The sequence below is a fragment of the Flavobacterium sp. CYK-55 genome (assembly GCF_018413465.1).
Lineage (GTDB): Bacteria > Bacteroidota > Bacteroidia > Flavobacteriales > Flavobacteriaceae > Flavobacterium.
Map to the genome: position 1 here is coordinate 343,432 of NZ_JAHCDK010000002.1, position 19,867 is coordinate 363,298.

Here is a 19,867-nt window from a genome sequence, read left to right on the forward strand (position 1 = left end):
CTAATTATTTACTTAAATTTTCTTCAATTCCTTCTAAAGAACTCTCTAAAAGTACTAAATTATTAGCGTTTAAAACAGCATAAGTGTTTAATTCTGAGCTAGTTACAACGCTAGACGCCTTTAAATTGCGTGAGGACAAATATACATTTTTATTTGTATCACCCAACACGAACAAAGATTTTTTGTTATCTAAGCCCAAAGCTTTCAATACAGTAAGGAAATTTTTGGTGCTTGGCGCTTCAAAATCAAAGTCTTCAACTACGATTAAGTTTGACTCTTTAGCTTTTAATGTCAAAGCTGATTTTCTAGCCAAACGCTTCAAAGTTTTGTTCAATTTGAATGAGTAGCTGCGCGGACGTGGTCCGAATACAGTACCTCCACCTTTGAACAATGGACTTTTTTTACTTCCTGCACGAGCCGTACCAGTACCTTTTTGCTTTTTGATTTTGCGGGTACTTCCGATTACTTCAGCACGTTCTTTAGCTTTATGCGTTCCTTGTCTTTGGTTAGCCAAGTATTGTTTAACATCTAAATAAATCGCGTGGTTGTTAGGCTCAATAGCGAAAACAGAGTCAGAAAGTTGTACTTTTCTACCTGTTTCTTTTCCGGTTTTATCTAAAACTTTTACTTCCATTACTTCTGAATGATTACATAAGAGTTATTGTGTCCTGGAATACACCCTTTAACAAGTAAAAGGTTTTTGTCAGCTACCACTTTTAAAACTCTAAGGTTTTGAACTTTAACATTATCAGCTCCCATTCTTCCAGCCATTCGCATTCCTTTGAATACACGTGAAGGATAAGAGGATGCACCCACAGATCCAGGCGCTCTCAAACGGTTGTGCTGACCGTGAGTTGATTGTCCAACACCACCAAAACCGTGACGTTTAACAACACCTTGGAAACCTTTTCCTTTAGATACTCCTTGAATATCTACAAATTCACCTTCTTCAAAAATAGTTACGTCGATAACGTCACCTAATTTTTGTTCTGTTGCGAAATCTTTGAATTCAACGACTTTTTTCTTAGCTACAGTTCCAGCTTTTTTAAAGTGACCAACAGCCGCTTTAGTGGAATGTTTCTCATCTTTGTCATCGAAACCAAGTTGCAACGCTTCATACCCGTCAACCTCATTGGTTCTGACTTGGGTAACAACACATGGTCCAGCTTCGATTACAGTACAAGGAATGTTTTTCCCGTTCTCATCGAAAATGCTGGTCATGCCGATTTTTCTACCAATTAACCCAGACATATAAAATAATTAATAATTAATAAATTCTTTTTGATTTAGACATAAGTAAAGTACCGAGACCGAAATCCCGGTACTTTTACCTAGATGTTTTTATGATCACACTTTGATTTCAACTTCAACACCACTTGGCAACTCTAATTTCATAAGCGCATCAATGGTTTTTGAAGATGATGAATAAATATCAATCAATCTTTTGTATGACATTACTTCGAATTGCTCTCTCGCTTTTTTGTTTACGTGCGGAGAACGCAATACGGTGAAAAGTTTTTTATGCGTAGGCAACGGAATAGGACCTGTCACTACAGCACCAGTACTTTTTACTGTTTTTACGATCTTCTCTGATGATTTGTCCACCAACATATGATCGTAAGACTTCAATTTTATTCTGATTTTTTGACTCATCTTGTTAAGAATTAAGCGTTACCTTTTGCTTTTTTAATTACTTCTTCTGAAATATTAGAAGGAGTTTGTTCGTAGTGAGAGAACTCCATAGTTGAAGTTGCTCTACCAGAAGAAAGTGTTCTCAAAGTAGTTACATAACCGAACATTTCTGACAAAGGAACGTGTGCTTTAATAGTTTTAGCACCAGCTCTGTCTCCCATGTCGTTTACTTGACCTCTTCTTCTGTTCAAGTCACCAACGATATCACCCATATTTTCTTCTGGAGTAATTACTTCGATTTTCATGATTGGCTCAAGAATTACAGCTCCAGCAGCTTTTGCTACTTCTTTGTAACCCATTTTAGCAGCCAATTCAAAAGAAAGCGCATCAGAATCTACCGGGTGATATGAACCGTCCAAAAGAGTAACTTTTAAACTATCAACCACATAACCAGCTAAAGGACCTTGCTTCATAGCTTCGCGGAAACCTTTTTCTACAGCCGGAATAAATTCTTTAGGAACGTTACCTCCTTTTACTTCGTTCACAAATTGCAAACCTACAGGAACTTTACCATCTACTTCATCAGCAGGTTGTAAACGGAATACGATGTCACCGAATTTACCACGACCACCCGATTGTTTTTTGTAAACCTCGCGATGTTGCGCTGATTTTGTAAAGGCTTCTTTGTACTCAACTTGTGGCTCTCCTTGATTTACTTCAACTTTGAACTCACGTTTCATACGGTCTACCAAGATATCTAAGTGAAGCTCACCCATACCAGAAATAATGGTTTGACCTGAAGCCTCATCAGTTCTAACTGTAAACGTTGGATCTTCTTCAGCCAATTTAGCCAAAGCCATACCCATTTTATCAACGTCTGCTTTAGTTTTAGGCTCGATAGCGATACCAATTACCGGATCAGGGAATTTCATTGACTCAAGGATGATTGGGTGTTTTTCATCACACATAGTATCACCTGTCTTGATGTCTTTGAAACCTACAGCAGCTCCGATATCACCCGCCTCGATATATTCGATTGGGTTTTGTTTGTTCGCGTGCATTTGGTAAATACGAGAAATACGCTCTTTGTTACCTGAACGTGTGTTCAAGATATAAGAACCTGCATCTAAACGACCTGAATAAGCACGGAAGAACGCCAAACGACCAACATATGGATCGGTAGCAATTTTAAATGCCAAAGCAGCAAATGGCTCGTTTACATCTGGACGACGTAAAATTTTAGTTTGATCTTCTTCTAACAAATCAGCATCATCAGGGTGAATACCTTGAATACCTTCTTTGTCAAGTGGAGATGGTAAATATTTACATACAGCATCCAACATAAATTGAACACCTTTGTTTTTAAATGATGAACCAGCAATCATCGGAATGATCGCCATATCAATGGTAGCAGCTCTTAACGCATTGTTGATTTCTTCCTCAGTGATTGAGTTTTCATCTTCCATGTATTTATCAAGCAAGTTCTCATCGTACTCAGCAACTGCTTCAATCAAAATTGAACGGTATTCTTTTACCTCAGCAACCATATCAGCAGGAATATCTACAATATCAAAAGTAGCTCCTTGCGTTTCATCATGCCATACAATAGCTTGGTTCTTAACCAAATCAACCACACCTTTGAAATCAGCTTCTTCACCAATTGGCAAAGTAATCGCTACTGCATTTGATTTCAACATATCGCGAACTTGTTGACAAACTCCTAAGAAGTTTGAACCTTGACGGTCCATTTTATTAACAAATCCCATACGAGGAACGCGGTATTGGTCAGCCAAACGCCAGTTGGTTTCTGATTGCGGCTCAACACCGTCAACCGCAGAAAACAAGAATACCAATCCATCTAATACACGCAATGAACGGTTTACCTCAACGGTAAAATCAACGTGTCCTGGAGTATCAATAATATTGAAGTGATATGGTTTTGATTCTGGAATTAATTTACCTTGAACAGTTGGAAAACTCCACTCACAAGTTGTAGCAGCAGAAGTAATGGTAATACCACGCTCTTGCTCCTGAGCCATCCAGTCCATAGTAGCCGCACCATCGTGCACCTCACCAATTTTGTGAGACTTACCCGTATAGAACAAAATACGCTCTGTAGTAGTTGTTTTACCGGCATCAATATGCGCGGCAATTCCGATATTTCTAGTGAATTTTAAATCTCTTGCCATCTTAATTAAAATCTAAAGTGAGAGAATGCTTTATTAGCTTCTGCCATTTTGTGGGTATCCATTCTCTTTTTAACAGCAGCTCCTTCTTCTCTGGCAGCAGCCAAAACTTCTGAAGCAAGTCTTTGAGCCATAGATTTCTCGTTTCTTTTACGAGCATAGAGAATCAACCATTTCATCGCAACTGAAATTTTGCGATCTGGTCTGATTTGCATTGGAATTTGGAAAGTAGCTCCACCTACACGACGCGAACGAACTTCTACGTGCGGCATTACATTAGTCAATGCATCTTTCCAGATTTCAAGCGCTGACTTCTCAGCATCCTGCTTTTTAGATTCAACGATATCAATAGCATCGTAGAACACTTTGAAAGCAGTTGATTTTTTACCATCCCACATCAAGTTGTTTACGAAACGCGTAACCAATTGATCGTTAAATTTAGGATCTGGTAAAAGAGGTCTTTTTTTAGCCTGTCTTTTTCTCATGTCTTTTCTTTAAAAGTTTTTAGATTACTTTTTGTCTTTAGGGCGTTTAGCTCCGTATTTAGATCTTCTTTGCGTTCTTCCGGCAACACCTGATGTATCAAGCGCTCCACGAACGATGTGGTATCTAACTCCCGGTAAATCTTTTACCCTTCCTCCCCTAACTAATACTATCGAGTGCTCTTGTAAGTTGTGACCTTCTCCTGGGATGTAAGCATTCACCTCGTTACCGTTTGTCAAACGCACACGCGCAACTTTACGCATCGCTGAGTTTGGCTTTTTAGGTGTCGTGGTGTAAACACGCGTACATACGCCTCTTCTTTGTGGACAAGAATCTAAAGCAACCGATTTACTCTTCTTAGTTATCTGGGTTCTTCCAGTTCTTACTAATTGTTGAATTGTTGGCATAATTAATACTAAAAAAATATTATGTTATAAATTCCCGCTTTTTACGGGGTTGCAAATGTAGAAATATTTTTTTTCAAAACAAATCTTAATTCATTAATTTTCAAACGTATTCTTCAACATTTTACATCATACGATAAAGTGTGGTTTTTTGCGTTACATTTGACCTAAGGAAATTGATTTTGAAAAAGTTTTTTTACTTTTTGATTATGTTGCTTTTATCCGGAAATGCTCTGGCTCAAAAACAATATCTAAAAATTATAGCCGAAAACAGAGTAGAACAAAAACGCATCGACTCAATCGGATACAATGCAAAATTTGAAAGCCTGAAAAGCATTATTGATGAATTCAACTTGTTCCATAAAAAACTTCAAACTATTGGGTACATAGAATCTGAAGTTATCAGGCAAGAAAAAGTGAATGACTCGGTTTTTGCTTTCAGAATAAAACTTGGAAATCAAGTAAAGGAGTTGCATATATATATAGGTAAAGATTCACCCCTTAAAAAACTCGAAATAATTGACACTAAAACAGACACCGTCAAAGTCACTTATTCTGAGACAGAAAAATATTTACAACAAATCTTAAATCTTCTTGAAAAGAAAGGTTGGGCTTTATCACAAGTCAAACTCACCAATATCACACGCAACCACCAAAAACTATTTGCTAACCTCGAGATAAAAACTGAAAGCGAAAGACATTTTGACGATATTGTTATTAAAGGTGACGTAAATTTTCCGGCAAGTCATTTAAAACAACTCAAAAAAAATTACAGAAAAAGAATCTTTAGTCAACAAAATTTAAAAAGTTTCGCCTCAGAGATTGACAAATTCAGATTTATCAGACAAACCAGATATCCGGAAATTCTTTTCAAACCAGATTCAACCAAAATTTATTGTTATCTAGAAAAAGCAAAGGCCAATAACTTTGAAGGCTTCGTAGGTTTTACCAACAGCGAAACCAAAAAACTAACCGTAAACGGATACCTTGATTTGACACTGAACAATCTTTTAAAATCAGGCGAAACTTTTTCACTGTATTGGAAGAGCGACGGAAAAGACCAAAAAACATTTAACACCAACATCAATTTGCCTTATATCTTTAAAAGTCCATTGGGCATTAAAGCGCAGTTGAATATCTTCAAACAAGACAGTACTTTTCAAAACACCAAAACCAATCTTGACCTGGGATATTTTTTCAATTATAGCACACGCTTATATTTAGGATACCAATCAACGGAATCTAGCGACATTCAAAATCAAAACACCCAAATACTCAATGATTACAGTAATCAATTTGTAACTTCAGAATTTGAGTTTACAGATTGGAAGCCCGACAATTACTTGTTTGCCGAAAAAACCAAAATCGATTTAAAAATCGGAGCTGGATCAAGAAGCTCAAAGACCAACCAAGACCAACAGTTTTTTGGACAATTAACCACAAGCCACATTATATACCTAAATTCAAAAAACAACATCTCACTTAAGAGTGAAAACTTTTACCTAAACAGCAATAATTATATAACCAATGAGCTTTATAGATTTGGCGGAATCAATTCAATTCGCGGATTTAACGAAAACAGCCTTCAAGCAAATCTTTTTAACTCAATTTTGAGTGAGTACAGATATATTCCATCACCCAACTTTTATTTATACACAATTATCGACTACGGCTACTTTCAAGACAAAACTATTGACAAAAGCGGAAATTTAATCGGTTTAGGAATCGGATTGGGTGTAATTACAAAAAATGGTTTATTGAACTTGATTTATGCCAACGGAAGCAATCAAACTACAGACATTAAAGCTTCTAACGCATTAATTCATCTTAGTTTCAAAACTATTTTTTAACCTTTTTTTAAAGTTGTGGATAAAAAATATGCACGCATATTAGGTTATTTAACAGGAATTTTAGAATTTTATCGGGCTAATTCAAAATTACCCACAATGAAACTTAAGTTTAATCGAATTTTAACACTACTTATGGTGTTAATGGTGCAAATAACATTTGCACAAGACATGGCCGTTAGCGGTACTGTCACGGATCAGGCCGGAATGCCTCTTCCAGGCGTTAATGTTTTGGTTAAAGGAACCAAAGACGGTATTCAAACCGACTTCGACGGAAAGTTTAAACTTTCTGCCAAAGAAGGGCAAGTACTTGTTTTTAGTTTCTTAGGATTCAAAACACAGGAGATGAAGGCCGCGGCCAACATGAAAGTAAAAATGAGTGATGAATCACTTCAATTAGAAGGAGTGGTTGTTACCGCACTCGGCATTAAAAAACAAAAACGTGAGTTGGGTTATGCCACAGCTACAGTAAGTTCAAAAGACTTAACTGAAGTCAACAACACCAACGTTTTTGAATCATTATCCGGGAAACTTGCCGGTGTTGACATTACTGCACCTGCACAAGTAGGAGCATCAACAAAAGTTGTAATTCGCGGGTACAACTCGTTAACTATTGGTGGAAGCAGTCCTCTTTACGTAATAGACGGAACACCAATCAACAATGACACATCAAGTAGAACCGGCAACACCCGTAGTTTCGATGGTGGTAATGGGCTAAGCGATTTAGATCCGAACAACATTGAGAGCATGACGGTACTCAAAGGAGCCGCCGCATCTGCCTTATATGGTTCGAGAGCCGGAGCCGGGGTAATTGTTATTACAACAAAATCTGCCAAAAACAAATCAAAAATTGGGGTTGAAATCATCACTTCATCTGAATATTCTGAAGTTGCCAGAGTTCCTCACTTACAAAATGATTTCGGACAAGGCTGGTCAGGTTTTTCATGGTCAAACTGGGCCGGAAGCTCAAATACTGCCAGTAATGAAAATGGTTCATGGGGGCCTGCATTTAATGGTGAAATTCGCCCTTGGGGTGCCATCATCAACAATGCACAACAAATCAAGCCTTATGTTGCTTTAAAAGACAACATCCGTGATTTTTACGAAATTGGCCAAACCTTCTCAAACAGTATTCGTTTGAGTGGTGGTGGTGAAAACAGTAATTTTTCAATCAACTATTCTGATGTAACTTCAGATGGTGTTATTCCGACCAACAATGATTCATTTAAAAGAAAGTCATTCTCTGCCAACGGTGGAGTATCAAATGACAAATGGAACGTTAAGGCCAATTTTACTTATGTAAAAAAAGATCAAAATGCGGTTAATACCGGACAAGGAAACGATGCCGGCGAAGGAAATACACTTACCCAGGAAATGCTACAAATTCCGCGTGATGTTAGTGTTGTTGATTTAGAAGACTATACCAACAACCCATACAACACCAACAGCAATTACTTCACGCCATATGCATCTAACCCATATTGGGTAGTTAATGAAAACGGAACCAAAATTACGGGGAATAGAATCTACGGAAACACCACGGTTGGATATACTTTTAACAAAAACTTCTCGGTAAGTTATAGAGCCGGTGGCGATTACAGAACCGAAAAAGTAAAATCTTACGGAGCCATTGTTAAATATGAACCGGGTTCTGCACAAGCTTTAGCGGGTACAAATCCGGTTGTGGGAGGTGTTACTGAAACCACCAATGAATTTGTTGAGTTTGATGCGACTTTGATGTTGAATTATAACACTGCGTTAACTGATTACATCAATTTAAACGCAATGTTAGGTTACAATTCAAACGAAAGAAGAAGTTCATTCTTAACTGCTTCAATAACCAATTTAGATATTCCAAACTTTTACGAACTTTCGAATTCATCGGTAAAACCCAATGTACTTCAAAACGATAACTTAAGAAAAGCATTCGGCGTATTTGGTTCACTTGAAGCTTCGTACAAGAACAAATTGTTCGTCACAGTTACTGGCCGTAATGACTGGACTTCAACCTTACCTCAAAATGCCAATTCATATTTTTATCCTGCGGTTAGTTTGAGTTATGTTGCCCTAGACAGCAATGATTATTTCTTGAAGTTAAGAGGCTCCGCTTCAACTATTGGAAACGATACCGATTTATACAGAACTGAATCTGCTTTAGCTCAAGGAAATGCTGTATTGGGATTTGGAAACATTCTCTTACCAGTGGGTGGAGTAAACGGGTATGAGTTCGCCGGAAACCTAGGAAACGGCAATTTAAAACCTGAGAGAACAACAGAATTTGAATTAGGTTTTGAGACTCGATTGTTCACAAGCAGATTAAATCTTGACGCGTCTTTTTATTCAAAGAAAACAACTGATCTACTTTTCCCTAGACCTCTACCTACATCAACTGGTTATACATCACAAACAGGGAATATTTTGGATATCGCAAACAAAGGTGTAGAATTGGTTTTGAATGCAGTACCTGTTAAAACCGAAAATTTCCAATGGGATTTTACCACAACCTTTACCAAAAACATGTCAGAAGTAACTGATATTGCTGGCGGAGTAGATAAAATTCAATTAGCCTCTAACTATGGTATTACTTTCAATGCGGTAAAAGGAGAACCTTTGGGAGTATTCAGCACCTTTGTTCCAAAAACCAATGCTGCAGGTCAATACATTGTTGACCCTGCTACAGGCTACTACAAGGTTACAGACGATGAGCAAAATGTTGGAAATGCGCAAAGAGATTTTGTTTTGGGTATTAAAAACCGTCTTACCTACAAAAACTTTGTCTTATCATTTGGTATTGATTGGAAACAAGGAGGTGAAATGTACTCTTACACCAAACAATTGTCTCACTTTACCGGAAACGGTATTGAAACTACCTACAACGGAAGAAATCCATTCATCATTCCTAATTCTGTTGTAGAAGTTGTTGATGGTGCCGGTAATGTTACCTATGAAGAAAACACAACTGCGGTAAGCTTTGATCGTATCACAGATTTCTGGAACCAAAACAACAATCCGGGTGTTGAGCAAACGCACATCATTGACAAAACATTTGTTCGTTTGAGAGACTTATCACTTACCTATAACGTTCCTTCAAAATTGGTTAAAAAAATAGGTTTGGTAAATGCATCATTTAGTATTTATGGCAAAAACTTGGCGTTGTGGACACCGGATGACAATTCATATGTTGACCCAGAGTTGTCTACATTTGGAGACGGCTTACTAAGTGAGCAAGGAGAGTTTGGTGCTAATATGTCACAAAGAGCTTATGGCGCTAGCCTTAAATTAACCTTCTAAAAATTGTTACAAATGAAAAAATATATAACCAGTATTTTAGCTTTATCCATGGTATTTACAGCATGTAGTACCGACACGGATATCAATCGTGACCCAGATTTATTAAACCCAGATAATGCACCTTTATCAGCTCAATTACCTGCGGGAATTTCTGGTTTAGCCGGTTCTGAAGGCGCTGCTATGGCCATTATCGGCGGTATGTGGGCGCAATATTGGACGCAAAGTAATGCGGCCAACCAATATAAAGATATTGACAATTATAACTTAGGTACCGCTGATTACAATTATGTATGGGACGGTATGTATGATGCATTGGGCGATATCAGAAATGTAAAAAGAAAAGCAGCCGCTAGTGGCAATTGGAAGTATTACCTTATTGCAACCACACTTGAAGCGCAAGCATCACAAATTCTGACCGATTGGTATGGAAGCGTTCCATATGAAGAAGCAAACAACAAAGACATTCTTGCTCCTAGATTTAATACAGGAGAGGAAATTTATGACTTGATGATTGCAGATTTAGATGATGCATTATCAAAAGATTTAAGTGCGTCACAAGGAACAAACCCGGGAACTGATGATTTCATTTTTGGTGGAGACATGACCAAATGGACTCAGTTTGCCAACACTATGAAACTCAAAATTTACATGAGACAAACCAATAGCAGTAGAGCTGCTGCTGCTGGTACAGCTATCACAGCTATGTTAAATTCTGGGGTAACATTCTTGAGTACAGATGCAGCTATGACACAATTCACAGATGCAATCAATCAAAGTAATCCGCTTTATGAGTTCAACAACCGTCGTTTGAATGTGGCTACCAACTTAAGAATGAGCACAACGCTTGCTTCATATTTTGCAGCAAATTCAGACCCAAGAAGAGGGGCTTACTATTTAGCAGGAAACTCACTTAATCAAGGTTTTTACAATAGTACTGTTGGAGCTGGAACAATCGCTGTAGTTAAATTAGCAGCAACAACTCCGGTTTTATTTATGAGTAAAGAAGAAAGCTTATTTTTACAAGCTGAAGCTGCTGCTCGTTACAACGGCGGTACTGGTGCAAAAGCTTTATACGATGCTGCTGTGAATGCAAACTTTGCAAGATACTCGTTAGCTGAAGGAGGCTTGTTGGCTGGTGCTTACGCATACCCTTCTGCTGGAACAGTTGACCAACAAATTGAAGCTATTATAGTTCAAAAATGGATTGCAAGTTTCCCTGGAAATGGTTTTGAAGGTTTCTTCGAAAAAAACAGAACCGGTTATCCAAGAACATCAGCCGTTCCACAATCAGACCCTTCTTATGTTCCGGGTCAAATCACCTACTCTGTTAATGGAGCTACCGGAGGTTTATTCCCTAAAAGAATGCCTTATCCATTAACCGAGAGAAACGCAAATCCAAATGCTCCTACTTTAGTTCCAATCACCACTCCTGTTTGGTGGGCAAATAATTAATGATTATGAAAAGAATATTTCTAACACTCATAATTGCAAGCTCATTTATTGCTTGTGATGACAAGGATGACACAGCGAGTGTGTCAAGAATCACCAACTATCCAATTATAACGGTTTTAGGAGACGATCCAATCTACATTGAAAAAGGTGGAGAATATGTTGATCCAGGAGCCATCGCTATGGAAGGTGAAAACGAAATTGAATACACCACATCTTCAACAGGAAAATACAGAGGCGGAAGTCTTGACGCTAATGTTGTTGATGAGTACAATGTAACCTATACTGCTACCAACAAAGACGGTTTTGACGGAAGCGCTACAAGAAAAGTGATTGTATATAAAAACGGTGATTTAGTAAACAGTATTGAAGGTTTGTACAAATGTACAATTAGCCGTAATGGAGTAATTCCAAGTAATGCCTACAGAGATATTGAGTACATCTACATCTGGAAAAATGATGATGGCACCTATGGTATTTCAGATGCATTTGGCGGTTGGTATGAATACGGACGTGCTTTAGGTCTGGCTTATATCACACCAGGTGGAATTATCAATGCTGTAGACATTGCAACAAACTCATTCACTTTCCCGGGCAATCCACTTTCAAATGATGGATTTGGCGGGGTTGCTAACATCACAGATGTGAATGTTGACGCTGCAACCAAAAAAATAGTACTTACTTGTACTTGGGCTGCTCCAACAGCTTACACGTTTGTAGCTACCTTAACACAAGTTCAACCTTAATACCTTCAAAATGAATAAGATTAAAAATAATATTGTAAGAGCACTTTTTGCAGTTCTTTTATTTACTGCTTTCTCATGCGATGAAGGTGGTGATCCAAATCCTGGCGGAACCAACACAGGACAATTTGCAGGTGATTGGTTTATTGACTTAACTGATAGTGATGGTCATGCAATTGTATCGCATGCATTACATTCAACATACAATACAGCGGCCAATGATAACACAATGTGGATTGATGATTATGAAAATGGTTATTGGATTAAATGTAAAATAACTATTAACTCAAATGGAACTTTCACCGCGACCAATGCTGATAATATTATCGCAGCAGATCAAGGCACAGTTACCATTACGGAAGGAAAAATTGAAAAAGGGGCCGGTTTATCAAAAGCGGGGCACAGAGTAGACAAAATTTCTTTCAGAGCACATTTTAGTTATGATGCTGATGGATATGACATCATCTATACCGGTCATAAAAGAACAGGTTTCTTAGAAGATGAATATTAATGTTCATTGACTTTAAAATAAAACCACCCTACAAAAGGGTGGTTTTTTTATATCTTTGGGCCATGAAAAATGAACATCAGATATTTGGTATCCGTGCTATTATGGAAGCCGTTCAATCAGGTAAACCGGTTGACAAAGTTTTTATTCAAAAAGACGCTTCTGGCGAACTCATGAAAGAACTCATCAAAACGCTCAAACGTGCGAATATTAATTTTACCTATGTTCCCACTGAAAAACTTCATCGATTAACCAATCAAAACCACCAAGGGGCTGTAGCCAGTATTTCACCGGTTGAATTTGTCGACATAGAATTTTTGGTCGAGCAAGCACAAAATTCAGATAGACCGCCTTTTTTGTTGATTCTCGATCAAATTTCAGACGCCCGTAATTTTGGCGCCATCATCCGAACAGCCGAATGTACTGGCGTTCATGGCATCATTGTTCCAAAAAACGGTTCAGCACCGGTCAATGGCGATACGGTAAAAACTTCTGCCGGAGCCGTTTTTAATGTTCCAATATGCAAAGTCGAGCACATCAAAGATGCCTTGTTTTACCTTCAAGGTTGCGGAATCAAATCCGTAGCGGCAACCGAAAAAACTGATCAATCTATTTACGATATTGATTTAAAAGAACCCGTGGCTATTGTTATGGGAAGTGAAGACCGCGGAATCAATCCATCGGTTTTAAAAATCATTGACGAAAAAGGAAAACTACCTATGTTTGGCAACATTGGTTCACTGAATGTATCAGTAGCGTGTGGTGCTTTTCTGTATGAAACCGTTCGTCAACGCGCTTAATTATTCTTTTTTTGGCTGAATAACATATACATTTCGTTGAGCATCATAATAGACCTCATGGTAAGCCGAAGTTGATTGCAAGCTTCTTTGGGGTTCTATTTCAACCATAGGCTCCGGTGGTGGTGGATTGACAAAATTGCCGTTTTCATCAAAGCGTTGCATAAATTTATCTCGCGAAGAATCGTAATCAGGTTTCTCCCAATCATACCGATATTCTTTGACAAAATCAGGTGTTTTAACGGTATAGGCAAATACCAACCCGACGAGCATTCCCGCTAAATGACCTTCCCAAGAAATTCCTTCTTTTACATTCGGAAAAATATACCAAACCAAACTTCCGTAGGTCAAAACAACCAAAAATGATAAAGCAGCCAAGCGATAATACCCTGTGAGTATTCCTTTAAAAAAGATAAAACTCACGAGTAAATAAACCAAACTACTCGCCCCAATATGATAGGATTCGCGACCAATGACCCAAGTAATAAAACCACTAAGCAACCAACCATAGCCCAAAACCAAAAAAGTTTGATCGCGATAAAAATAACGCATAGCTGCCAAAAGCATCAAAAGCGGAATCGAATTATTGTATAGATGTTCAATATTACCGTGAACAAGCGGACTCAAAAAGACACCTTTAAAACCGTCTAAGGCACGCGGATAAATACCCAAGGTTTCTAAATCTAAATGAAATCGCACTCCAACCCAAAAAACAATCCACAAACTCAGCACCGTTAAAAACGGAAACCAAATGACTGAAGTTGAAAATTTAAAAGGTTGTTCTTGCATATTATTGGTTTGAGCCACGGAATTGTCAAATATACCACCAAAGAACTTTTTATGCTATATTGTCAGCAACTTGTCAGGCAAACCTTTTGAATAAAGCCTCTCAAAACATTACCTTTGAGCATCATTTTTTTTCAGATTTAAATCAGATGTCAACACCGCTTGCCGAACGCATTCGCCCTCAAAAACTTGCCGACTATGTAAGCCAAACACATTTGGTCGGACCCCAGGGCTCATTAACCTTGCAGATGCAAAACGGGTTGATTTCATCGATGATTTTCTGGGGTCCACCCGGCACCGGAAAAACCACTTTGGCCAACATCATTGCGCGCGAATCCGGGCGGCCTTTTTATGAGCTCAGCGCTATTAATGCCGGAGTAAAAGACGTGCGCGAAGTGATTGACAAAGCCCGCCAAAGTGGCGGATTGTTCAGCGGCAAAAACCCAATTCTATTTATTGATGAGATTCATCGCTTTAGCAAATCACAACAAGATTCACTTTTGGCAGCTGTTGAAAAAGGCTGGGTAACACTCATTGGTGCCACTACTGAAAATCCCAGTTTTGAAGTGATTCCTGCCCTACTCTCGCGTTGTCAGGTATATGTACTCAATGCTTTTACCAGAGCAGATTTAGAAGCTTTACTCTACAGAGCTATTGCATTAGACACCGAACTTCATAAGAAAAAAATTGATCTGAAAGAAACCGAAGCGCTGATTAGGTTATCGGGCGGTGATGGACGAAAATTGCTCAATATTTTTGAGCTTGTGGTAAGTGCCATCAGCGGTAATGACATTCAAATTACCAATGACAAAGTTTTAGAACTCGTCCAGCAAAATACCGTACTGTATGACAAAACGGGTGAACAACATTACGATATTGTTTCAGCGTTTATCAAATCTATCCGCGGAAGCGACCCAAATGCAGCTGTGTATTGGTTGGCGCGTATGATTGAAGGCGGTGAAGATTTAAAATTCATTGCCCGTCGCATGCTGATTCTGGCTAGTGAAGACATTGGTAACGCCAACCCTACAGCGCTCATTATGGCCAACAACACCTTTCAGGCCGTTTCAACTATTGGCTATCCCGAAAGCAGAATTATCTTGAGTCAATGTGCCGTTTATTTAGCCAGTTCAGCCAAAAGCAATGCAAGTTATATGGCTATTGGCCAGGCGCAAGCCATTGTCAAACAAACCGGCGATTTACCTGTTCCGATTCATCTGCGCAATGCCCCCACCAAACTCATGAAAGAACTCGGTTATGGAGAAGAATATCAATATGCACATGATTTTGCCAACAATTTTATTGATCAAGAATATTTACCTGAAGCTTTGCAGAACACCAAACTCTACGAACCAGGTAACAATGCCCGAGAGAACGAATTGCGAGCCTTTTTGAAAAATCGTTGGAAAGATAAATACGGCTACTAATTCGGCATCACAACATCTATAGGTTCTGAAACAAAGTTTTCACCTTGATAATATTCAAAAAACCAAGTGTTTTCTTTGAAAATCAGCGCTCCTTGCTGGCTAGATTTAAGAGCCGTAAACATATCAACTCGTGAAGTTTTGAGCAATTTCATAACAACTTTCTTTTCGGTATCAAGTAATTCATAGCCATTGGCCGTTGCACGAGCAGTATATAAATGCTCAGAAAGTTGTTTTTTAGGCTCTGAAATTGTCGATGTAGCATTATCAGTAGTCAGCTCATTTTCTTTTGGTTCATAATGGTAATTGAGTTTTTCAAATGAGTTTAAAGCTTGACGAAGTGCCAAATTATAGCTAACATTAAAATCTTTTTCTTTACTGGTTCCGACATCTGACTTATAAATAGTATCTTTTTTACAATCAAGTAAAAAAACCTGCATTTTGGTTTTCATGAAATTGCCTTTTTCAACAACTGAAGCATACATGGCATCACAAGGATTTGCTGCAAGTTCAGATGGAACTTCTGAATTCAAATAAACTTGAAATCCGGATTTTTCAAAAAACAATTTGGTCAAAACATTCAAGTTGTATTGATTTTCTTTTTTGACGAAATTAAACTTGTTCGGAACAATAATTTTTTGGTAGTTGTTAATACTTTTTTGTGCAATTAACGCAAGAGGCAATAAAAAGCAAATAATCAAATAAGAATTTCTCATTAAAAAAGTTTTTTGAGTTCGGCTAAATTAGTTATTTGAACAACATCAAATTCTAATGGGATTTGATTCGGATTAAAAAAAACCGCTTGCATTCCAAAATCTAGCGCGCCAAGAATATCAGCTTCAATGCTATCGCCTACCATAATACTTTGTTGCTTATCAGCTTTGGCTACTTTTAAAGCATGTTCAAAGATAATCGGATTGGGCTTTTTCGCACCGGCTTGCTCCGAATTGGTAATGGTTTTAAAATAGGGCGACAAATGAGATCGAGTCATTTTTTTGAACTGAACCTCGGCAAAACCATTAGTAATGATATGCAAATCATAGCGCTGCTGCAGATAACCCAGCGTTTCATGAGTATGCTCAAATAAGTGATTAAACTCAGGCAAAAGTGCGATATAAGCTTCTGAAATATAATCAATTTGAGCATCGGTAACAGGCAGTTTGAGCGCGTCAAATGATTGCTTGAGCCGCTCATAACGCAAGGTTTCGTGCGTAATTTTGTCAACTTGATAGAGTTTCCAACACGCTTGATTAATCGGAATATAATGCATTAAAAAAGCATTGATATTCAACTCAGGAAACAAGTCTTGAAATATAACTTCGAAGGCTTTTTCTGAATTGGTATCAAAATCCCAAAGCGTGTGATCTAAATCAAAAAATATGTGCTGAATGTTGTTCAATTTGATTCAATAAAGGCACAAAAATCGGGAAGTTTTTTCAGGCAACCATGCATGCTATAAAATTCCTTCATCGGCAAAACTAAAATAACCATGCTCTGTGATGATGAGATGATCTAAAACTTTGATATCGAGTTGCTCTCCGGCTAATTTGAGTTTTTTGGTAATTTGCTTATCAGACTCACTCGGACGCAAAGTACCCGACGGATGGTTGTGCGTTAGGATGATGCCCACTGCGCTGAGTTCTAAAGCCGCTTTATAAACCAAACGAACATCCACCAAAGTACCGGTAATTCCGCCTTTGCTGAGCTGTGCTTTGAGGATGATTTTATGCGCATTGTTCAAATATAATATCCAAAATTCTTCATGCGGAAGCTCGCCTATAACCGGTTGCATCAGCTCAAAAACACTCATGCTTGACGAAACAGTTTGCCATTGCGGAAGTTCGGCAGCACGGCGTCTTTTTCCGAGTTCAAGAGCAGCCTGAACCGACACGGCTTTGGCATCGCCCATACCTTTAAAAGCAGTTAATTGTGCAATAGATAATTTGCCCAGTGTGTTTAAATTGTGTGACACACTCGCCAAAATGCGCTGGCTCAAAGCAACGGCTGATTCATTTTTAGAACCCGAACCAATAATAATGGCTAAAAGCTCGGCATCGCTAAGGGTAGCTTTGCCTTTTAAAAGCAATTTTTCGCGCGGTTTATCATCATCAGACCAACTGCTGATGGGAAAGAAAGTTTTCTCAGACATAATTTGTATGGCGTTTAAAATGAGCTCCTAAGGTAACAGAATTTATAATTAAAACAAAAAAGCCGCTCAAAAATGGCGGCTCTTATTTACAATACAATTTGATTTATTGAATCAAATTCTTGACTTCATCAAAATTCAAACCTCCGTAGTTTCCGGAGCTCATGAGTAATAAGGCCGAGTTATCTAGATTCAACCCAAACAAATATGCTTTAAAATCTTGCGGACTGGTATAAATAATCAAATCATCACGCTTGAAACTTTGGGCAATTTGCTCATAGGTTACTTCTTCAAGACGTTTGATTTTGACCGCATCTGGCGAATAAAACACCACAGCTACATCAGCAGCATCAAGCGCGCCTTGATATTCTTTCAGAAATTCGGCGTTCAAACTACTGTAGGTATGCAATTCTAAACAAGCCACCAGAGTTCTATCCGGATATTGTTCTTTGACTGCTTTGGTCGTTGCGGCTACTTTACTGGGCGAATGTGCAAAATCTTTGTAAGCCACTTTATTTGAACTCTCGGCTATTTTTTCTAACCTTTTTGAGGCGCCTTTGAACGATGCAATAGCTTCATAAAAATCAGCCTCATCTACACCCATGTTTTGGCAAATCCATTTGGCACCAGCCAAATTGTTTAGGTTGTGCGCGCCAAAAACCTCGATGGGCATATAACCTTCGGGTGTGCTGAGCATGGTTTTTCCGTTTTCAACTTTATAATCGGGTGTTGCGTATGACAATTTTCGGATCGGATTGGTAGCTGCTTCTGCAATTCTTTTGACTTCAGAATCATTTTCGTTGTATACCAAAATGCCGCCGGGAGTAATTTTTTGGATGAAAATCTCAAATTGTTCTACATAGTTTTCATAGGTCGGAAAAACGTTGATATGATCCCAAGCAATTCCAGAAATCAAAGCTATATTAGGTTGATATAAATGAAATTTCGGACGAAGATCAGTAGGTGATGATAAGTATTCATCTCCCTCAAGCACCATGAAATCATTTTCTTCGGTAAGATGCACCATCGTGTCGAAGCCTTCGAGTTGCGCACCTACCATATAATCAACCTCAATATTGTGGTAATGCATGACATGCAAAATCATCGAAGTGATCGTGGTTTTGCCGTGCGAACCACCAATCACTACTCGGGTTTTGTTTTTGGATTGTTCATATAAAAATTCCGGATACGAGTATATTTTCAAACCCAATTCTTGAGCGCACATGAGTTCTGGATTGTCAGATTTGGCGTGCATTCCCAAAATAACAGCATCAATATCCGGCGTTATTTTCTCGGCAAACCATCCCATTTGGGCAGGTAGCAAACCTTTTTTTTCTAATCGAGTTTTAGAAGGCTCAAAAATAGCATCGTCGCTGCCGGTAATTTGATAGCCTTTTTGATGAAGTGCCAAGGCTAAGTTGTGCATCGCGCTTCCGCCAATGGCAATAAAATGTATACGCATTTATGATTTATTTTTTTCTGAATATGCTCTGAGTATTTCGTTGGCCTTTTCCGGCTGATGTAACTTTTGTTTATAGAGTTGGGCTAAACGTTCGTAGGTGTTTTTAGAACCGCCCACTTGAATGGCAAATTTATAGTTTTTTTCGGCGCTCAAATATCTTTTAAAATATTCATCGATATGTGCTTTTGAAAGATAACCATCTACAGGAGATAATTTCATGAGTTCGTTGGCATAAACTTGAGCTTTTTTCTCGCTACCGCCCACAAATGCAGGGAGTTGTAAGTAATATTCTATCATGGCCCATCGGGCTTCAATGTGCTTGGGATTAAGCTGTATGGCTCGTTCAAAGGCAGCACGCATATCGCCAACAAGCCTGATAGCTACCCATTTACCGCCCACCTTTGCTTTCATGCCTAGTGCACCACCGTATTTATAATAATAATTAGCCTCTGACGGTTTGAGTGTCTTAAGCTTTTCGTAGTAAAATATTGATTTATCCCAATCGTCTTGATGACTTGATATATCGCCCAAATATTCAATGATTTTCAGATTGTTGGGCTCTTGCTTCAAAAGCGAAAGAAACAAGGGTTTGGCTTGTACATAATTTTCTTGATCAAACAGCTTAACCGCCTTTTCATAGTTTGATTGTCCGAGCATTGGCATCGAAATCAACAATAAGACAAACATCCATTTTTTCATGAGCGAAGAT

Annotated in this window: 19 protein-coding genes; 7 read left to right on the forward strand and 12 right to left on the reverse strand. The window is 38.3% G+C overall.

The genetic code is table 11. The annotated features are described in order from the left end of the window. Positions 1 to 4: 4 nt before the first annotated feature. The 6 genes from rplD to rpsL all read right to left on the reverse strand — a co-directional run bounded on the left by rplD (position 5) and on the right by rpsL (position 4,708). Positions 5 to 634 (reverse strand): 50S ribosomal protein L4, encoded by a 630-nt coding sequence (gene rplD, locus KIH23_RS04210; protein WP_213211414.1) that lies wholly within the window; start codon positions 632 to 634, stop codon positions 5 to 7. Continuing rightward, positions 634 to 1,251 (reverse strand): 50S ribosomal protein L3, encoded by a 618-nt coding sequence (gene rplC, locus KIH23_RS04215; protein ID WP_213211415.1) that lies wholly within the window; start codon positions 1,249 to 1,251, stop codon positions 634 to 636. The genes rplD and rplC overlap by 1 nt, the downstream gene beginning before the upstream one ends. Before the next feature lie 96 nt (positions 1,252 to 1,347). Continuing rightward, positions 1,348 to 1,653 carry a 30S ribosomal protein S10 gene (gene rpsJ / locus KIH23_RS04220; RefSeq protein ID WP_091141407.1) on the reverse strand — a complete coding sequence of 102 codons (306 nt, stop codon included), beginning with the start codon at positions 1,651 to 1,653 and terminating at the stop codon, positions 1,348 to 1,350. A gap of 11 nt (positions 1,654 to 1,664) precedes the next feature. Continuing rightward, complete coding sequence (gene fusA / locus KIH23_RS04225; protein ID WP_213211416.1) at positions 1,665 to 3,821, reverse strand: elongation factor G; 2,157 nt, start codon at positions 3,819 to 3,821, stop codon at positions 1,665 to 1,667. Between the two features lie 5 nt (positions 3,822 to 3,826). Further along, positions 3,827 to 4,303: a 30S ribosomal protein S7 gene (gene rpsG, locus KIH23_RS04230; protein ID WP_213211417.1), complete on the reverse strand. Its 477-nt coding sequence runs from the start codon at positions 4,301 to 4,303 to the stop codon at positions 3,827 to 3,829. 24 nt (positions 4,304 to 4,327) lie between these two features. Beyond that, a complete protein-coding gene (gene rpsL, locus KIH23_RS04235; protein ID WP_213211418.1) occupies positions 4,328 to 4,708 on the reverse strand; it encodes a 30S ribosomal protein S12 in 381 nt (126 codons plus the stop codon). A 179-nt stretch (positions 4,709 to 4,887) separates the two neighbouring features. Between rpsL and KIH23_RS04240 the strand changes: the two genes are divergently transcribed. The 6 genes from KIH23_RS04240 (at position 4,888) to rlmB (ending at position 13,343) form a co-directional block, all read left to right on the forward strand. After that, complete coding sequence (locus tag KIH23_RS04240; RefSeq protein ID WP_249684773.1) at positions 4,888 to 6,555, forward strand: hypothetical protein; 1,668 nt, start codon at positions 4,888 to 4,890, stop codon at positions 6,553 to 6,555. A 96-nt stretch (positions 6,556 to 6,651) separates the two neighbouring features. Beyond that, the gene (locus KIH23_RS04245) at positions 6,652 to 9,843 is read left to right on the forward strand and encodes a SusC/RagA family TonB-linked outer membrane protein (RefSeq protein WP_213211419.1); all 3,192 of its coding nucleotides are present in this window, start codon (positions 6,652 to 6,654) and stop codon (positions 9,841 to 9,843) included. Between the two features lie 12 nt (positions 9,844 to 9,855). Then, entirely contained in the window at positions 9,856 to 11,295 is a 1,440-nt protein-coding gene (locus tag KIH23_RS04250; RefSeq protein WP_213211420.1) for a SusD/RagB family nutrient-binding outer membrane lipoprotein, read from the forward strand. Between the two features lie 5 nt (positions 11,296 to 11,300). Further along, positions 11,301 to 12,038 (forward strand): immunoglobulin-like domain-containing protein, encoded by a 738-nt coding sequence (locus KIH23_RS04255; RefSeq protein ID WP_213211421.1) that lies wholly within the window; start codon positions 11,301 to 11,303, stop codon positions 12,036 to 12,038. A 10-nt stretch (positions 12,039 to 12,048) separates the two neighbouring features. Beyond that, a complete protein-coding gene (locus KIH23_RS04260; RefSeq protein WP_213211422.1) occupies positions 12,049 to 12,546 on the forward strand; it encodes a lipid-binding protein in 498 nt (165 codons plus the stop codon). A gap of 62 nt (positions 12,547 to 12,608) precedes the next feature. Next, positions 12,609 to 13,343 (forward strand): 23S rRNA (guanosine(2251)-2'-O)-methyltransferase RlmB, encoded by a 735-nt coding sequence (gene rlmB / locus KIH23_RS04265; protein ID WP_213211423.1) that lies wholly within the window; start codon positions 12,609 to 12,611, stop codon positions 13,341 to 13,343. Here rlmB and KIH23_RS04270 read toward each other — a convergent pair whose 3' ends face one another. Beyond that, positions 13,344 to 14,129 carry a rhomboid family intramembrane serine protease gene (locus KIH23_RS04270; RefSeq protein WP_213211424.1) on the reverse strand — a complete coding sequence of 262 codons (786 nt, stop codon included), beginning with the start codon at positions 14,127 to 14,129 and terminating at the stop codon, positions 13,344 to 13,346. Positions 14,130 to 14,275: 146 nt separating this feature from the next. On the opposite strand from KIH23_RS04270, the gene KIH23_RS04275 reads away from it, so the two are divergent. After that, positions 14,276 to 15,553 carry a replication-associated recombination protein A gene (locus tag KIH23_RS04275; RefSeq protein ID WP_213211425.1) on the forward strand — a complete coding sequence of 426 codons (1,278 nt, stop codon included), beginning with the start codon at positions 14,276 to 14,278 and terminating at the stop codon, positions 15,551 to 15,553. Here the strand turns inward: KIH23_RS04275 and KIH23_RS04280 are convergent. From KIH23_RS04280 to KIH23_RS04300, 5 genes are all read right to left on the reverse strand, one after another. Further along, on the reverse strand, positions 15,550 to 16,266 hold the full coding sequence (locus tag KIH23_RS04280) for a hypothetical protein (protein WP_213211426.1): 717 nt from the start codon (positions 16,264 to 16,266) through the stop codon (positions 15,550 to 15,552). The two genes, KIH23_RS04275 and KIH23_RS04280, sit on opposite strands and share 4 nt — an antisense overlap. Next, complete coding sequence (locus KIH23_RS04285; protein WP_249684774.1) at positions 16,266 to 16,949, reverse strand: YjjG family noncanonical pyrimidine nucleotidase; 684 nt, start codon at positions 16,947 to 16,949, stop codon at positions 16,266 to 16,268. The genes KIH23_RS04280 and KIH23_RS04285 overlap by 1 nt, the downstream gene beginning before the upstream one ends. A 54-nt stretch (positions 16,950 to 17,003) precedes the next feature. Beyond that, complete coding sequence (radC, locus tag KIH23_RS04290; protein ID WP_213211427.1) at positions 17,004 to 17,699, reverse strand: RadC family protein; 696 nt, start codon at positions 17,697 to 17,699, stop codon at positions 17,004 to 17,006. 103 nt (positions 17,700 to 17,802) lie between these two features. Then, entirely contained in the window at positions 17,803 to 19,158 is a 1,356-nt protein-coding gene (locus KIH23_RS04295; RefSeq protein ID WP_213211428.1) for a UDP-N-acetylmuramate--L-alanine ligase, read from the reverse strand. Beyond that, entirely contained in the window at positions 19,159 to 19,857 is a 699-nt protein-coding gene (locus tag KIH23_RS04300; protein ID WP_213211429.1) for a tetratricopeptide repeat protein, read from the reverse strand. It lies immediately after the preceding gene. Between the last annotated feature and the right edge of the window lie 10 nt (positions 19,858 to 19,867).

Coding starts and splice junctions, on each gene's coding strand:
- rlmB (WP_213211423.1), top strand. CDS start 12,609: ATGAAAAATGAACATCAGATATTTGGTATCCGTGCTATTATGGAAGCC.
- KIH23_RS04250 (WP_213211420.1), top strand. CDS start 9,856: ATGAAAAAATATATAACCAGTATTTTAGCTTTATCCATGGTATTTACA.
- KIH23_RS04260 (WP_213211422.1), top strand. CDS start 12,049: ATGAATAAGATTAAAAATAATATTGTAAGAGCACTTTTTGCAGTTCTT.
- KIH23_RS04295 (WP_213211428.1), bottom strand. CDS start 19,158: ATGCGTATACATTTTATTGCCATTGGCGGAAGCGCGATGCACAACTTA.
- KIH23_RS04255 (WP_213211421.1), top strand. CDS start 11,301: ATGAAAAGAATATTTCTAACACTCATAATTGCAAGCTCATTTATTGCT.
- KIH23_RS04300 (WP_213211429.1), bottom strand. CDS start 19,857: ATGAAAAAATGGATGTTTGTCTTATTGTTGATTTCGATGCCAATGCTC.
- KIH23_RS04275 (WP_213211425.1), top strand. CDS start 14,276: ATGTCAACACCGCTTGCCGAACGCATTCGCCCTCAAAAACTTGCCGAC.
- KIH23_RS04270 (WP_213211424.1), bottom strand. CDS start 14,129: ATGCAAGAACAACCTTTTAAATTTTCAACTTCAGTCATTTGGTTTCCG.
- rpsG (WP_213211417.1), bottom strand. CDS start 4,303: ATGAGAAAAAGACAGGCTAAAAAAAGACCTCTTTTACCAGATCCTAAA.
- KIH23_RS04245 (WP_213211419.1), top strand. CDS start 6,652: ATGAAACTTAAGTTTAATCGAATTTTAACACTACTTATGGTGTTAATG.
- rpsJ (WP_091141407.1), bottom strand. CDS start 1,653: ATGAGTCAAAAAATCAGAATAAAATTGAAGTCTTACGATCATATGTTG.
- radC (WP_213211427.1), bottom strand. CDS start 17,699: ATGTCTGAGAAAACTTTCTTTCCCATCAGCAGTTGGTCTGATGATGAT.
- rplD (WP_213211414.1), bottom strand. CDS start 634: ATGGAAGTAAAAGTTTTAGATAAAACCGGAAAAGAAACAGGTAGAAAA.
- fusA (WP_213211416.1), bottom strand. CDS start 3,821: ATGGCAAGAGATTTAAAATTCACTAGAAATATCGGAATTGCCGCGCAT.
- rpsL (WP_213211418.1), bottom strand. CDS start 4,708: ATGCCAACAATTCAACAATTAGTAAGAACTGGAAGAACCCAGATAACT.
- KIH23_RS04280 (WP_213211426.1), bottom strand. CDS start 16,266: ATGAGAAATTCTTATTTGATTATTTGCTTTTTATTGCCTCTTGCGTTA.
- rplC (WP_213211415.1), bottom strand. CDS start 1,251: ATGTCTGGGTTAATTGGTAGAAAAATCGGCATGACCAGCATTTTCGAT.